Source organism: Pseudorhodobacter sp. (assembly GCF_034675685.1).
Taxonomy (GTDB): domain Bacteria; phylum Pseudomonadota; class Alphaproteobacteria; order Rhodobacterales; family Rhodobacteraceae; genus Pseudorhodobacter.
Genome location: NZ_JAUCDA010000002.1, coordinates 230,890 through 245,767, shown reverse-complemented (window position 1 = coordinate 245,767; position 14,878 = coordinate 230,890). Strand labels below are relative to the sequence as shown.

At 58.8% G+C, this 14,878-nt stretch carries 15 protein-coding genes; 12 read left to right on the top strand and 3 right to left on the bottom strand.

Features of this window, described 5'->3' with window-relative positions; translation table 11 throughout:
- Position 1: 1 nt before the first annotated feature.
- The 3 genes from VDP61_RS01260 to VDP61_RS01250 are packed head-to-tail and all read left to right on the top strand — an operon-like array spanning position 2 to position 2,867.
- A complete protein-coding gene (locus tag VDP61_RS01260; protein ID WP_323005124.1) occupies positions 2-841 on the top strand; it encodes a carbohydrate ABC transporter permease in 840 nt (279 codons plus the stop codon).
- Positions 838-1,875 (top strand): Gfo/Idh/MocA family oxidoreductase, encoded by a 1,038-nt coding sequence (locus VDP61_RS01255; protein WP_323005123.1) that lies wholly within the window; start codon positions 838-840, stop codon positions 1,873-1,875. Before VDP61_RS01260 ends, VDP61_RS01255 begins: the two co-directional genes overlap by 4 nt.
- On the top strand, positions 1,872-2,867 hold the full coding sequence (locus VDP61_RS01250; RefSeq protein ID WP_323005122.1) for an ABC transporter ATP-binding protein: 996 nt from the start codon (positions 1,872-1,874) through the stop codon (positions 2,865-2,867). The genes VDP61_RS01255 and VDP61_RS01250 overlap by 4 nt, the downstream gene beginning before the upstream one ends.
- A 69-nt stretch (positions 2,868-2,936) precedes the next feature.
- Here VDP61_RS01250 and pheT read toward each other — a convergent pair whose 3' ends face one another.
- Positions 2,937-5,354, bottom strand: coding sequence for a phenylalanine--tRNA ligase subunit beta (gene pheT, locus VDP61_RS01245; protein ID WP_323005121.1), 2,418 nt, complete (start codon positions 5,352-5,354; stop codon positions 2,937-2,939).
- Positions 5,355-5,765: 411 nt separating this feature from the next.
- Between pheT and VDP61_RS01240 the strand changes: the two genes are divergently transcribed.
- Positions 5,766-5,924, top strand: coding sequence for a hypothetical protein (locus VDP61_RS01240; protein ID WP_323005120.1), 159 nt, complete (start codon positions 5,766-5,768; stop codon positions 5,922-5,924).
- 6 nt (positions 5,925-5,930) lie between these two features.
- Here VDP61_RS01240 and VDP61_RS01235 read toward each other — a convergent pair whose 3' ends face one another.
- Positions 5,931-6,542: a DUF4304 domain-containing protein gene (locus tag VDP61_RS01235; RefSeq protein WP_323005119.1), complete on the bottom strand. Its 612-nt coding sequence runs from the start codon at positions 6,540-6,542 to the stop codon at positions 5,931-5,933.
- Between the two features lie 259 nt (positions 6,543-6,801).
- Between VDP61_RS01235 and VDP61_RS01230 the strand changes: the two genes are divergently transcribed.
- The 3 genes from VDP61_RS01230 to VDP61_RS01220 all read left to right on the top strand — a co-directional run bounded on the left by VDP61_RS01230 (position 6,802) and on the right by VDP61_RS01220 (position 9,301).
- A complete protein-coding gene (locus VDP61_RS01230; protein WP_323005118.1) occupies positions 6,802-7,761 on the top strand; it encodes an acetyl-CoA carboxylase carboxyltransferase subunit alpha in 960 nt (319 codons plus the stop codon).
- Position 7,762: 1 nt separating this feature from the next.
- Positions 7,763-8,077, top strand: coding sequence for a quaternary ammonium compound efflux SMR transporter SugE (sugE, locus tag VDP61_RS01225; RefSeq protein WP_323005117.1), 315 nt, complete (start codon positions 7,763-7,765; stop codon positions 8,075-8,077).
- Positions 8,078-8,473: 396 nt separating this feature from the next.
- A complete protein-coding gene (locus tag VDP61_RS01220; RefSeq protein WP_323005116.1) occupies positions 8,474-9,301 on the top strand; it encodes a PRC-barrel domain-containing protein in 828 nt (275 codons plus the stop codon).
- A gap of 224 nt (positions 9,302-9,525) precedes the next feature.
- Here the strand turns inward: VDP61_RS01220 and VDP61_RS01215 are convergent, their stop codons facing one another.
- Complete coding sequence (locus VDP61_RS01215; RefSeq protein WP_323005115.1) at positions 9,526-10,374, bottom strand: universal stress protein; 849 nt, start codon at positions 10,372-10,374, stop codon at positions 9,526-9,528.
- A 193-nt stretch (positions 10,375-10,567) separates the two neighbouring features.
- Between VDP61_RS01215 and ccoN the strand changes: the two genes are divergently transcribed.
- From ccoN to VDP61_RS01190, 5 genes are all read left to right on the top strand, one after another.
- Positions 10,568-12,169 (top strand): cytochrome-c oxidase, cbb3-type subunit I, encoded by a 1,602-nt coding sequence (ccoN, locus tag VDP61_RS01210; protein ID WP_323005114.1) that lies wholly within the window; start codon positions 10,568-10,570, stop codon positions 12,167-12,169.
- 12 nt (positions 12,170-12,181) lie between these two features.
- On the top strand, positions 12,182-12,907 hold the full coding sequence (gene ccoO / locus VDP61_RS01205) for a cytochrome-c oxidase, cbb3-type subunit II (protein WP_323005113.1): 726 nt from the start codon (positions 12,182-12,184) through the stop codon (positions 12,905-12,907).
- A gap of 11 nt (positions 12,908-12,918) precedes the next feature.
- A complete protein-coding gene (locus VDP61_RS01200; RefSeq protein WP_323005112.1) occupies positions 12,919-13,119 on the top strand; it encodes a cbb3-type cytochrome c oxidase subunit 3 in 201 nt (66 codons plus the stop codon).
- A complete protein-coding gene (gene ccoP, locus VDP61_RS01195) occupies positions 13,116-14,009 on the top strand; it encodes a cytochrome-c oxidase, cbb3-type subunit III (protein WP_323005111.1) in 894 nt (297 codons plus the stop codon). Before VDP61_RS01200 ends, ccoP begins: the two co-directional genes overlap by 4 nt.
- Before the next feature lie 83 nt (positions 14,010-14,092).
- Entirely contained in the window at positions 14,093-14,656 is a 564-nt protein-coding gene (locus tag VDP61_RS01190) for a uracil-DNA glycosylase family protein (protein ID WP_323005110.1), read from the top strand.
- Positions 14,657-14,878 lie beyond the last annotated feature (222 nt).

Below are 14,878 nucleotides of genomic sequence, written 5' to 3'. Positions count from 1 at the left end.
CATGAACAAATCCCGGACAAGCCTGCTGAACACCTGCGCCGCGCATGGCATCTTGCTGCTGTATACGGTGATTGCGTTGTTTCCGGTTTTTGTGATCGTGATCAACAGCTTCAAGGCGCGCAAAGCGATTTTCCGCGAACCGCTGGCCCTGCCCAATACCGACAGCTTTTCGCTGATCGGCTATGAGACGGTGCTGAAACAGGGTGATTTTTTCCTGTATTTCCAGAACTCGATGATTGTCACGGTCGCCTCGCTGGCCCTGATCTTGCTTTTCGGGGCCATGGCTGCCTTTGCGTTGGCAGAGTATCGGTTCAAGGGCAATATGTTCATGGGCCTGTATCTGGCACTTGGCATCATGATTCCGATCCGCATCGGTACAGTGGCCATTCTGGAAATGATGGTGCAAACTGGCTTGGTGAACACGCATTGGGCGTTGATTTTGGTCTATACCGCGCAGGGCTTGCCGCTGGCGGTGTTCATCCTGTCCGAATTCATGCGGCAAGTGTCGGATGATCTGAAAAACGCCGGGCGGATTGATGGGCTGTCAGAATATACCATCTTTTTCCGGCTGGTGCTGCCACTGGTGCGGCCCGCGATGGCGACGGTGGCGGTGTTCAACATGATCCCGATCTGGAATGATCTGTGGTTCCCGCTTATCCTTGCACCGTCCGAGGAAACCAAGACGCTGACCTTGGGCAGCCAGGTCTTTATCGGGCAGTTTGTGACCGATTGGAACGCGGTGCTTTCGGCGCTTTCGCTCGCCATTCTGCCAGTGATGGTGCTTTACACAATCTTCTCGCGGCAATTGATCCGCGGCATTACCTCGGGGGCAGTGAAATGATTAAGGTCTTGATCGCAGGCTTGGGCAATATGGGCAAAAGCCACGCGCTGGCGCTGCACAACCACCCCGGGGCGCAGGTCGTGGGGCTGGTAAATCGGTCGGGCGTGGCCCCCGAAGGGGTGCTGCAAACCTATCCCTGCTATGATGATTTCTATACCGCCCTTGCCGCAACCAAACCCGATCTGGTCGTGGTCGCCACCTATACCGATACCCATGCCGATTATGCCATTGCCGCGATGGAGGCTGGCGCGCATGTGTTCGTGGAAAAGCCGCTGGCCATGACGGGCGACGAGGCCGACCGCGTGGTCGCCAAAGCGGTGGAAACCGGGCGCAAGCTGGTCGTGGGCTATATTTTGCGGCACCACCCCAGTTGGCAGCGCCTGATTGCCGAGGCGCGCGCCCTTGGCGGGCCTTATGTGTTTCGGCTGAACCTGAACCAGCAAAGCCGGGGGGCCGAATGGGAAACCCATAAATCCTTGATGGAAACCACCTCGCCCATCGTCGATTGCGGGGTGCATTATGTCGATGTGATGTGCCAGATCACCGATGCCAAACCCGTCAAGGTTCACGGCATTGGCCTGCGCCTGTCGGATGAAATTGCGCCTGATATGTATAATTACGGCCAATTTCAGGTCAGCTTTTCGGATGGCTCGGTCGGTTGGTATGAGGCGGGCTGGGGGCCGATGATCTCGGAAACCGCTTATTTCGTGAAAGACATCATCTCGCCCAATGGCTCGGTTTCCATCGTGGCCGAGGAGGCGTGGGATTCGGCCGATGTCGACCGCCATACCAAGGTGGGGGCGCTGCGGCTGCATCCGGTTGTGGGTGCCGACCGGATGATAGAGTTGCCGGATGAGCCGGGCCACCAGCAGCTTTGCGATGCCGAACAGGATTTTGTGCTGCGCGCGATTGCCGAGGATATCGACCTGACCCGCCATATGACAGACGCAGTGCAATCGCTGAAAATCTGCCTTGCCGCCGATCACAGCATCCGCAGCGGCCAAGCCGTTCTGCTGGAAGGAGCGGCGCAATGACGGCCCTGATCCTCGACAATGTTTGCAAATCCTTTGGCCCGGTCGAGGTGCTGAAAAACATCAACCTGACGGTAGAGGAGGGCGAGTTCGTGGTTTTTGTCGGCCCTTCGGGCTGTGGCAAATCCACCCTTCTGCGCGTGATTGCGGGGCTGGAGGATGCGACAAGCGGCACGATCAACATCGGTGGAGCAGTTGTGAACGGGGTGCCGCCAGCCAAGCGCGGCATTGCGATGGTGTTCCAATCCTACGCGCTTTACCCGCATCTCAGCGTTGAAAACAACATGTCGCTGGCGCTGAAACAGGAAAAGCAGCCCAAGGCCGAAATCGCTGCACGCGTGGCCGAGGCCAGCCGTATTCTGTCCCTTGACGACTACCTTGATCGTCGCCCGTCCGAGCTTTCGGGTGGGCAGCGCCAGCGGGTTGCCATTGGCCGCGCCATTGTCCGCGAACCAAAGCTGTTCTTGTTTGATGAGCCGCTGTCGAACCTTGATGCCGCGCTGCGCATGAACACCCGGATAGAGATCGCCAAGCTGCACCGCACGCTAAAGGCCAGCATGATCTATGTAACCCATGACCAGACCGAGGCGATGACGCTGGCCAGTAAAATCGTGGTGTTGCGCGATGGCCGCGTGGAGCAGGTCGGCGCGCCCATGGAGCTGTACAACAACCCTGCAAACCGTTTTGTCGCAGGCTTTCTTGGTTCACCAGCGATGAACTTCTTTCCCGCCGAATTGGTTGGTGGCAAAGCGGGCGAAGTGATCGGCCTGCGGCCCGAGCATCTGCGGATTACCAAAGGCGGTCGGTTGCCCGGTACGGTGGTGCATGTTGAACGGCTTGGGGGTGATACCAATGTGCTGGTCGATATCGGCGCCGAGGACAATCTGACGCTGCGCTTGTTTGGGCAATACGCGATTGAACCCGATGCAAAAACCGAGCTGGATTTTGACGATGCGCATGCCTTCCGCTTTGATATGGATGGCAACCGCCTGTAGCGGTTTGCCCCCGATCTGGCCCTGCCGAGGCCCGGAGTGGGTGCAAACCGCTTTCGGCGCCAAGGCGGGCTAGCCGCGCAATGTGCCGCCCGTCGCTTTACAGACTTTTTCGATGATCTTGGCCGAAACCGCCTCAATCTCTTTGTCGGTCAGGGTGGCGATGGTGGGTTGCAGGCGCACGGTCAGGGCGATGGATTTCTTGCCTGCCCCCATTTGCGATTCAGCTTTTTCACCGATGAATTGGTCGAAAAGCCGAACCGATCCGATCAGCGCCTTATCGGCCCCTTGGGCGGCGTTAAGCGCGGTCAGCGCCTCGACCCCGGTATCGACCACAAAGGCAAAATCCCGGTCAACCGCTTGCAGGTCACTAAGGATGAGAGCGGGGCGCATGCTGGTTTTTGTCTTTGGTTGCGGGACAGATGCGGGATAGACGGTAAAGCCCATAACCGGGCCTTTCAGGTCCATCTCGGCCACGATTCTGGGGTGGATTTCGCCGTAAGTGGCCAATGTATTGGGGCCAAGCGCGATTGTCCCCGCGCGGCCGGGGTGAAACCAGGCCGGCACCTTGCGATTGATCTGCGCACGGGCTGGGGCACCCAGGGCGGCAAGCACCGCCTCGGCATCGGCCTTGGCATCATAAATATCGACCGGGCGGCGCGACCCGAAAGGATCGCGCGGGGCCACATGGCCGACAAGGATGCCTGCGGCCTGGGTGTGCTGCTCGCCGGGTTCGCCGCCGCTGAAGGCGGGGCCAACCTCGGCCAAGGACAGGTCCATGAAACCGCGGGCCTGGTTGCGGGCCGCGGCACGCAAAAGGCCGGGCAGCAGGTCGGGGCGCAGATGCGACATTTCCGAGGAAATCGGGTTATCGACGCGCACCGCATCCGTTCCACCGCCAAAAAGACTGGCAGAGAGATGGTCGATGAAACTGTAGGTTACACATTCATTATAGCCCAAGGCGGCCAGCGTGCGCCGCGCCGCGCGTTCACGGATTTGCGCCGCCGTCAGGATCGGCGCGGGAACACCGGGTTGGCTGCGGGCCAAGGGCTTGCCGACCAGCTTTGAGAGGGAGGCAACGCGGGCGATTTCCTCAACCAGATCGGCCTCGCCTTGCACATCGGGGCGCCATGTCGGCGGCGTGGCGCGCGTGCCGTCCAACGTAAAGCCCAAGGCGCACAGGGTTTCGCGTTGCGTGGCTTCGGGAATATCCATCCCGACAAGCGACCCTGTTCGCCCCGCGTCAAACGTATACTGTCGGCTGGTGTCGATGGGCGCGCCATCACTGACCACCTCAGAGGCCTCGCCCCCGCACAGATCAAGGATCATCTGGCTGGCAGCCTGCAGACCGGGCAGGGTGAACGCCGGGTCAACCCCCCGTTCAAAGCGGTAGCGCGCGTCAGAGTTGATTTTAAGCGCGCGGCCCGTGGCGGCCACGGTGATCGGGTCCCACCACGCGGACTCAACAAAGACATCGGTGGTGTCTTGGGTCACGCCCGAGGGTTCGCCGCCCATGATGCCCGCGATGCTCAGGGCGTGTTGATCATCGGCGATGACCATTTGGCCGGGCAATGGTGCGTAGGTTTTGCCATCAAGCGCCGTCAGCGTCTCGTCATTCTGGCTGGGGCGAATATGCAGCGCGCCGGTAATCTTGGCCGCGTCAAAAACGTGCAGCGGGCGGTTGAGGCCGATGGTGAAATAGTTGGTGATATCAACCAGCGCCGAGATCGGGCGCAGGCCAATGGCGCGCAGCCGGGCTTGCATCCAAGCCGGTGAGGGGCCGTTCTTGACGCCTCTGATCAGGCGGCCGGTGAAATGCGGTGCAGCTTTGGATTTCAGGTCCGGGTGAATTTCGACGCGAATCGGGCAGGGAAAGCTGCCTTTGATTTCGGCGATTTCCATCGGCTTGAGCGTGCCAAGACCCCGCGCGGCCAAGTCGCGCGCCAAGCCGCGCACGCCAAGGGCATCGGGCCTGTTGGGGGTGATCTTGACGTAAATCATCGGGTCGTTCAGGCCACGATAGTCGATGAAACGCACACCCAGGGGGGCGTCAGACGGCAGGTCGATGATGCCATCGTGATCGTCAGACAGCATCAGCTCACGTTCCGAGCAGAGCATGCCGTTTGAATCAACGCCGCGGATATTGCCGGGCTTCAGGTCTACGCCGGTGCCAGGAACATGGGTGCCGACCGGGGCAAACACACCGACAAGGCCGGTGCGGGCATTATGCGCGCCGCAGACAACCTGCACCTCTTGTGGGGCGCCATCCGGGCCGTCGGGGTAGGTTTCCACCCGGCACAGGCGCAAGCGGTCGGCATTTGGGTGCTGAACCGCCTCTATCACCCGGCAGATGCGAAAGGCGCCCAGCGTATCAGCGGGGTTTTCGACGCCTTCCACCTCATGCCCAAGATCGGTGAGCGCATAGAGGATGTCATCAAGCGCGGCGCTGGTATCAAGATGATCCTTGAGCCAGGACAGGGTGAATTTCATGGCAGGGCTCCTTTTATGGCACCGTGGCGCGTGGGGGCCGGGTATCGCCCCGGTTTGCGCCAGTTTTTGACAGATTTTACCTACAGGATGCAGGGGGATTGCGAAAGGGTGGTACGATTATGTCAGCGAATTGAAAAGGCCGGATTGATGGAAACAAGCGGATTGTTCAGGCGTTGGGCGCGGGCAGGCCTTGTTTTGCCACCGGCGCATGGTTTTTGGCCCCGAGGGGGCGCATAGGCCAGGCCAAGGCGGCACCCCAGTAGCGCAGCTTTGATATTGGGCAAATAGCGGTGCGGGGCCGGATCTGGGCCGCGATTGCCAGGGGTTGTTTCCAGGCAGGAAACGGCATGTTGCGGGGTATTCGCATAGTGGCAGAGGTGTTTTTAAGAGTTTATGTGTAAAAGCACTTGGATGGACAAGTGGCTCGATATCCCCAAAAATCGCAAACGGCTGCCCGTGGGGCGGTTGTGTATAATCATGGCGCTGCTGGCCCTGATTTTTCTGGTCCTCGCTGGGCGCAAGGCCCCTGTATTGGCAGATCTGGGCCTTTCCCTGCTTGGGCAGGTTTAGGGCAGGTTATGCATGCCCACAGGGCAGAAGGGGCGCTTGGGGGTTTGTCAAATGCGCCAAAAGCCATGGCAGCGCCAAATCGTTCAAAACCTGCATGGGCTGGTCAAGGGCGGCTGGGTTTTGGTGTATATCAAGATAGGTCAGCGTGCCTGCCGTTGCTGAGGGTGGCGGGTAGAATCGGCCCAAAGGAATGAACTCATCTTGCCCCCAGGTGCCTTCCAAGGCCTCGGGCAGCGGCTGAAAGACAAGGTTGATTTGGCAATCAAAGCCATAGCGGCTGCGCTGCAAATGGATGGAGACAGTGCCAAGTGCACCAAGTTTGGCCCATGATTTCGGCTTTTTCGTGAAACCATGCGCCTGTGCCACCCTGTCAATCGCAGCAAGGATGGTTTGAACGGCGGCCTCGCGCTTGGCGGAAAATTGCGGGTCATGTGCGGCGATATGCATGCGAACACCCATATCAACGGTTTCGGGCTGGTCGATTTTTTGTGGCGTATGCGTCGCATCTGCCGGCTGCACCGCAAGGCCAGGATTGGCCGGTTTTGATGCTGGGGCTTTCCGCGCGGCCTCGCGCTGTCGCGGCAATAGCTTTTGGCGAAGCCAAGTGACGAAGGGCATGTTTTGGCCTTTATCCGTGGGGTGCCCTTGGGTCTATGCGACAGCAGGGCCCAGGCAGGTTTGCACAGACTGCGGGCTTTGGGAAAGGCGAAAGCGGCGGGCCTGTGTTTGTGGCCCCTGTTTTCATCGCCGCGGCTTTCTGCAATAGGCCTTTCACATCTGCGCGGTTTTATGCGGCGGCGCTGTTTTGCAAATCTTGCCGAGTTGCATTTGCGCCTCGCGCGGGTCATATACCGTACAGACCCTTGGGGAGCATGACATGAACTATCTCGAGTTTGAAAAGCCGTTGGCGGCGATTGAAGGCAAGGCCGAAGAGCTGCGCGCGATGGCGCGAACCAACAAAGAGATGGATGTGGAAAAGGAAGCGGCGGCGCTGGATGTGAAGGCGGCCGGTTTGTTGCGCGATCTGTACAAAGGCCTGTCGCCCTGGCAAAAGTGCCTTGTTGCGCGCCACCCTGATCGGCCGCATTGCAAGGATTACATCGAGGCGCTGTTTACCGAATACACGCCCCTGGCCGGGGATCGGAATTTTGCCGATGACCATGCGGTAATGGGCGGTCTGGCCCGGTTCAATGATATGCCCGTCATGGTGATTGGCCATGAAAAGGGCAATGACACCAAAACCCGGATCGAGCGGAACTTTGGCATGGCGCGTCCCGAGGGGTATCGCAAGGCGGTGCGGTTGCTTGATATGGCGCATCGCTTTGGTTTGCCGGTGATCACGTTGGTTGACACGCCCGGTGCCTATCCGGGAAAAGGTGCCGAAGAACGTGGGCAGTCGGAAGCGATTGCGCGATCAACGCAGAAATGCCTTGAGGTCGGGGTGCCGCTGGTCTCGGTTGTTATTGGCGAAGGGGGCTCTGGCGGGGCCGTTGCCTTTGCCACGGCGAACCGGATCGCAATGCTGGAACATTCGGTGTATTCGGTGATCTCGCCCGAGGGCTGCGCGAGTATTCTGTGGAAAGATGCCGAAAAGATGCGCGAAGCCGCCGAGGCGTTGCGCCTGACGGCGCAGGATTTGCAAAAACTTGGCGTGATTGACCGGATTGTGACCGAGCCTTTGGGCGGGGCACAGCGAAGCCCGCGCGAGGCGATTGCAGCCGTTGGCAAAGCGATCGAGGGGATGCTGGAGCAGATGAAGGGCATGAAGCCTGACGCATTGATCAAAGATCGGCGGGCCAAGTTTATCGCAATGGGTTCCAAGGGGTTGGCAGCGTAAAATGGGCGCGTGGCCGATATTGGTTCTTGCCGGGCTTTTTGAAATTGGCTGGGCCTTGGGGCTGAAGTATTCGGACGGCTTTACACGGCTTGTTCCATCCGTTCTGACGATAGTGGGGTCGCTTATCAGCTTTTGGCTGTTAAGTCAGGCGATGAAGACGCTGCCAGTGGGCACCGCCTATGCCGTCTGGGTGGGGATTGGCGCAGTGGGAACTGCGACGCTGGCCATGATACTGTTTGGCGAAGCGGCAAGCCCGTTGCGTCTGGGTGGCATCGGGTTGATCATCGCCGGGATCGTGGCCCTGAAACTGGCCTGACCTGACCGCCGCTTTCACCGGACCCAACGACTTTTGCGCGGGCCAGCTGTTCAGCCGGGCCAGCCAAGACGGCGATGAGGGCATCAAAAATCATCGGGTCTGGGCTGCCATCGGTATGGGCCGCGTTGAATTCGGATTGGCCGTGACGAATTAGAGAGAGGGGCATCTCGATGTTCCTTTCCTGCATGGTTTTTGCCGGGGTTTCGGTGAATTTCGTCAGGGGCGGCACCGTTTTTAGGCAAGTTGCGGGCAGCATGGCTGCGCTGCCGGAATTGGCATCCGTAAAATGCATCTTTGGCAGATATGTGTTTTATCGGGAACCGGACTTGGGTGCGCGGTGTTGTCAGGTCAGAGGGCACAAGACGTGCTGAACCTGGTAACATACGGAGAAGAATGATGAAAAATCTTATGATCTCAACGGCGTTGGTGGCATTTGCGGCGGTTGCTGCACAGGCAGATACGACCAGCCCTTTCCGCACGGAAGCGATGGTTGGCGAAGTTTACGCGTCTGATTTTATCGGGATGCGCGTCTATGCCGCTGAAACGGCCTATGAAGGTAACGCGGCGACCGGTATTCAGGACGGGTGGAACGATATTGGTGAAATCAATGACGTGATCTTGTCGCGTGAGGGCAATGTTGATGCCGTGCTGGTTGATATTGGCGGCTTTTTGGGCATGGGCGAACGGCAGGTTGCCGTGAACATGAATGCCTTGAAATTTGTGTCAGAGGATGGGACCGCAGACAATCCAGAGGATTACTTTCTGGTGATGACGGCCCAGGATGCGATGCTGCAAGAGGCGCCGGCGTATAATCGCATGGTCGGGCATATGGGCGCGGTTCCAAACACAACCGGACTCGCTGCGCAATCTGATGTCCCGGCGGGTGCCCAGGTCGCTGCCCCGCAGACCGATGGCATGATGGCCTATGATGGCTATGCGGCCGCCACGCCAGAGGCATTGACGGCAGAGGCGCTGACCGGGGCCAATGTCTATGACACCTCAAATGAAAACGTCGGTGAGGTGAGCGAATTGATCCTTGGCAGCGGCGGGCAGATTACGAATGTGATCGTTGATGTGGGCGGCTTTTTGGGGATGGGTGAAAAACCCGTATCGCTGACCCTGTCCGAGTTGCAGATTTTGCGCAACACCAACGGCGAAGATCTGCGCGTCTACGTCGCGCAAAGCAAAGCGCAACTGGAAGCCATGCCCGACTATGTGAAGTAACCTTGGGTATCGGAAACAAGGGGGGTGATGGCCAAGGCGTTTCGGCCTGAACCTGACGCACATGGCGCTGCCTGAAGTCACAGATTTCAATGCGCCATGTGACAGGCCTTGGTTCGCGCCAAAGATCAGAGGCTATACATATCGGCCCGCGCCCCCGAGATCGGGGCGCGGGCCCTTTGTTTTTTGGCGCCGCCTTTATGTTGGAGGCCGCGCTGTGGTGGCGCTCAATGCGCCATGAACACGGGAATACTGGTGTTTTCCAGCATGTTGCGGGTTGCGCCGCCCAGAATTGCCTGACGGAAACGGGAATGGCCGTAAGCCCCCATGACCAGCATGTCAGCATCTACATCCCTGGCGTGGCGCAGCAACACATCCGAAATGCGCGGCATGGTGCGGGCCAAGACCGATACCTCGGCGCGCACGCCGTGGCGCACCAACATCTGGCACAGGGCCCCGCCGGGGTCTGATCGCTCGGCACCATGTTTTGGCGGGTCGATTATGGTGATCCACACTTGATCAGCTTTTTTCAAAAAGGGCAGCGCAAGGCGAATGGCATTCATCGACTCGCGGCTTTGGTTCCACGCAATCACAATTCGCTTGCCGATATTGCTGGCATCCATCGGGACATCAGGCAGCACCAGAACCGGGGCCTGACCCTCAAACATCGCGGTTTCGACGATTGCCTCTTCCTCATCGCCATGTTTTTCGCCGTAAGGCTTGGTCAGCACCACCAGATCGGCAAATCGCGCGCGCTGCGCGATCAGGTCAGCCAGCCCGCCAATCATGGCTATCGCACTTTCCATGGACCAGCGCAGCGTAGGGCCAGCCGCCCGCGCGGCAGTCTGGATGGCCGCTTCAACCGCTTTGACATCGGCCGTGGCATTTTCTTGCGCGGCTTGCAGAATAATGGCACTGGCACCGACATAAGAGTAGCCAAGCTGCGCCCGGTCAACGCCAAGAGCGAGGGCTTCAAGATGCCCATCCTGGGCGATTGTCAGCGATGCGGCGGTTGCAAAGGTCTGCGGTGCGCGTACCGGATCGGCGGAAATCGTGAGTAGGGATTTATAAGCCATGAGCGTAACCTCCTGCTGTGACAAAAACACGCTATCGCTCTAGCATGGGTTGTGCTTTGATCTTCGTCAATAATAAGGCTTTAATTGATTGATGTGGATCAAGGCGGCGAGTCGCCGGTCCATACAAAAGCGAATGACAATAAATACCCTGCCGAAATCTTGTTCGGACGGGGAAAGGACGAAGGGACGCAAAATGTGGGATTACATTAAACTGATCGTGCTGGGTCTGATCACGGTACTGGCCGCGATCGGGGCCAATTACGCGCGCGATCCAGCCTATATGGCCAACGCCTTGACGATCATGCTTGCTGCGGGGGGCCTGTTCTTGTGGTCCGTGCGCCGTGTGGGTGAACCGAAGGTGGTTGCCTCGGAAATGGAATATTTTGACAGTGTTATCCGCGCAGGCGTGATTGCAACGGCAGTGTGGGGCGTTGTGGGCTTTTCGGTGGGCGTGTTCATCGCGTTCCAGTTGGCCTTTCCCAGCCTGAACTTTGAATGGGCGCAGGGCTATGCCAACTTTGGCCGTTGGCGGCCATTGCATACATCGGCTGTTATCTTTGCCTTTGGCGGTAACGCGTTGATTGCGACTTCGTTCTATGTTGTGCAGCGTACCAGTGCTGCGCGGCTGTGGGGCGGGAACCTTGGCTGGTTCGTGTTCTGGGGGTATCAGTTGTTCATCGTGCTGGCGGCAACGGGCTATTTGCTGGGGGCGACGCAGTCAAAGGAATATGCGGAACCCGAGTGGTTGGCTGATTGGTGGCTGACGATTATCTGGCTGGCGTATCTGGCTGTTTTCGTTGGTACATTGGTCAAGCGCAAAGAGCCGCATATCTATGTGGCAAACTGGTTCTACCTGTCGTTCATCATCACGGTTGCCATGCTGCATGTGTTCAACAACCTGAGCATTCCTGTGTCGCTGTTCGGCTCCAAGTCGGTTCAGGTGTTTTCGGGTGTGCAAGATGCGATGGTGCAGTGGTGGTATGGCCATAACGCCGTCGGCTTTTTCCTGACGGCCGGTTTCCTTGGGATGATGTATTACTTTGTGCCGAAACAGGCAGAGCGCCCTGTGTTCAGCTACAAGCTGTCGATCATCCACTTCTGGGCGCTGATCTTTCTCTATATCTGGGCTGGCCCGCACCATTTGCACTATACCGCGCTGCCTGACTGGGCCTCGACCCTTGGGATGGTCTTTTCGATCATGCTGTGGATGCCAAGCTGGGGTGGTATGATCAACGGTCTGATGACGCTTTCGGGCGCCTGGGACAAGCTGCGCACCGATCCGATCATTCGGATGATGGTGGTATCTATCGGCTTTTACGGCATGTCGACCTTTGAAGGCCCGATGATGTCGATCAAAGCCGTGAACTCGCTGTCGCACTATACCGACTGGACCATTGGCCACGTACATTCCGGTGCGCTGGGCTGGAATGGCATGATCACCTTTGGCGCGCTTTACTTCCTGACACCACGGCTGTGGAACCGTTCGGGGCTGTACAGCCTGAAACTGGTCAGCTGGCACTTCTGGCTTGCCACAATCGGGATCGTTCTTTACGCCTCTTCGATGTGGGTGACCGGCATCATGGAAGGCCTGATGTGGCGTGAAGTGGATGCGAATGGCTTCCTTGTGAATGCCTTTGCCGATACGGTGGCTGCAAAGTTCCCGATGAACGTGGTGCGCGGGATTGGTGGGACGATGTTCCTGACCGGCGGTATCATCATGTGCTACAACCTATGGATGACCGTGAAAGCACAGCCTGAAAAGGCCAGTGACAACGCGTTCGTTCCAGCTGAATAACCGGAGGCAAATATGTCCTTTCTTGACAAACATAAGGTCATTGAGACCAACGCCTCTTTGCTGCTGGTGCTATCCCTTTTGGTGGTGTCCATCGGCGGTTTGGTGCAAATCGTACCGCTGTTCTATCTGGAGAACACGATTGAAAAGGTGGAAGGGGTTCGCCCCTACACCCCGCTGGAGCTGACGGGGCGTGATGTTTACGTTCGCGAAGGCTGCTATCTGTGCCACAGCCAGATGATCCGCCCGATGCGTGACGAGGTGGAGCGTTATGGCCACTACTCATTGGCTGCGGAATCGATGTATGACCATCCGTTCCAATGGGGGTCCAAGCGCACGGGGCCGGACCTTGCCCGCGTGGGTGAGCGGTATTCGGACGCGTGGCATGTTGACCACCTGACAGACCCGCAATCGGTGGTGCCGGAATCCATCATGCCGAAATATGGCTTTTTGTCGAACAGATTGATCGACGGCAAATATATCGGTGACTCGATGAAGGTGCATCGTGTCGTGGGCGTGCCCTATACGGACGAAATGATGGAAAACGCGGTCGCGGATTTCAAGGCGCAGGCCGACCCCGACAGTGATTATGACGGGCTGGTAGAGCGCTATGGCAAGGCAACCGTGCGCAACTTTGACGGTGCGCCGGGTGTTACCGAAATGGATGCGCTGGTGGCGTATTTGCAAGTTTTGGGCACGATGGTCGATTTCTCGACTTTCCAGCCTGACGCAAGCCGGTAAAGGGGGCAGAAATGGATACCTATAGCGTATTGCGCGAATTCGCTGATAGCTGGATGCTGCTGTTCCTGACCTTGGTGTTTCTGGCGGTAATCGCCTGGGCGTTTCGCCCCGGCAGCCGCAAAACGCACCAGGATATTGCGGCTTCCATCTTTCGCAATGAAGACAAACCCGCCAGCAAAATGGCGGACCGTTCCGAGGAGGCGCGGACATGAGCAAGAAACCAGTACGTCACCAAGCCAAAAACCATCAAGATGGTGACCCAAGCACCACTGGCCACAGCTGGGATGGGATCGAAGAATTCGACAACCCGATGCCGCGGTGGTGGCTATGGTCGTTTTATGCCTGTATCGCTTTTGCGCTGGCCTATTCGGTTGCCTATCCGGCATGGCCGATGATCAGCCGGGCAACGCCGGGCTTGCTCGGGGCGTCAACCCGCGCGGATGTGGCGGCCGAGATCAAAGAGTTTTCCGACCGCAACGGGCCGATCCGGGCCAAACTGGAATCGGCGGAACTGACCGAGATCGCGGGCGACCCGGAGTTGGCAGATTTTGCCAATAATGCCGGCGCGGCTGTGTTCCGCACATGGTGTGCACAGTGCCACGGGTCAGGTGCCGCCGGGGTTCAGGCCTCGGGCTATCCGAACCTGTTGGATGATGACTGGCTGTGGGGCGGCGATATCGAGGCGATCCACACCACCATCACCCATGGTATCCGCAACACCACCGATGACGATGCCCGCCTGTCGGACATGCCCCGCTTTGGCGTGGATGAGTTGCTGGAAAAGCCGCAAATTGCGGAAGTTGTGCAACACGTTCTGGCCATTTCCGGGCAAGAGCATGATGCGGAATTGGCGACCGCCGGGGCCGTTGTTTTTGAGGACAACTGTGCCGCATGCCACATGGAAGATGGCACCGGGAATCGTGATCTTGGGGCACCGAACCTGACGGATGCGATCTGGTTGTATGGCGGCGATGTTGCGGCATTGACCGATACGGTCACCTATTCGCGCGGTGGCGTGATGCCGAACTGGAGCCCGCGCCTGTCCGAAGCGGATATCCGCGCCGTTGCAATCTATGTGCATGGTTTGGGCGGGGGCGAGTAAGCGCGCCTCAGGGAATGATAGCAAGGCCCCCTGGCTTATGCTCGGGGGCTTTGCAGATTTTGATCGGGTAAAGCAAGGGGCGCATGGAAAAGCTGTTGGCCAATATACGGGCCTGCCGGATTTGCGAAGGGCTGCCCTTGGGGCCGCGCCCCTTGGTTCAGGCCAACGCCTCGGCGCGGATATTGATTGCCGGGCAGGCGCCGGGGCGGTTGGCCCATGCCAAGGGTATTCCGTTTGATGACGCATCGGGCAACCGCCTGCGTGATTGGCTTGGACTGGATCGCGCGCAGTTTTATTGCGCGCAAAAGGTGGCGATTGCGCCGATGGGGTTTTGCTTTCCGGGGGCTGGCAAGTCGGGTGATCTGCCTCCCCGCGCCGAATGTGCGCCCCAATGGCGTGCACAACTGTTGGCGGCGATGCCCGCATTGGAGCTGGTCTTGATCATCGGGCGCTATGCGGTGGCGTGGCATTTGCCACAGATGAAGGGCCTGCCGCTGGCCGAGCTGGTCCGTGACAAGGTGGCCCCGCACGCACAGGTCTTGCCCCACCCCAGCCCGCGCAACAACCGTTGGCTAAAGCAAAATCCGTGGTTTGAGGCCAGGATTTTGCCGCAGTTGCGCAGCCGCATCGCCGAGGTGATGGCGTGACCCGCCACTATTTGTCCCGCAGTGCCGCAAGCGGGGCCAAGGGGCCTGCGGTTCAGGGCCCCCACCCCAAAGCCGCCCTTGGCTTGGCGCAAGTGCCGGTGCGGGGGGCTTTCCCCCATGGCTTACCAAGACGTGCGCAGATGACGCAGGCGTGCCGGGCTGTAAAGCTGTATCTGCAATGTTATGTTGATGCAGGTCAAAGCCGTGGCCCCGCCGATGCGG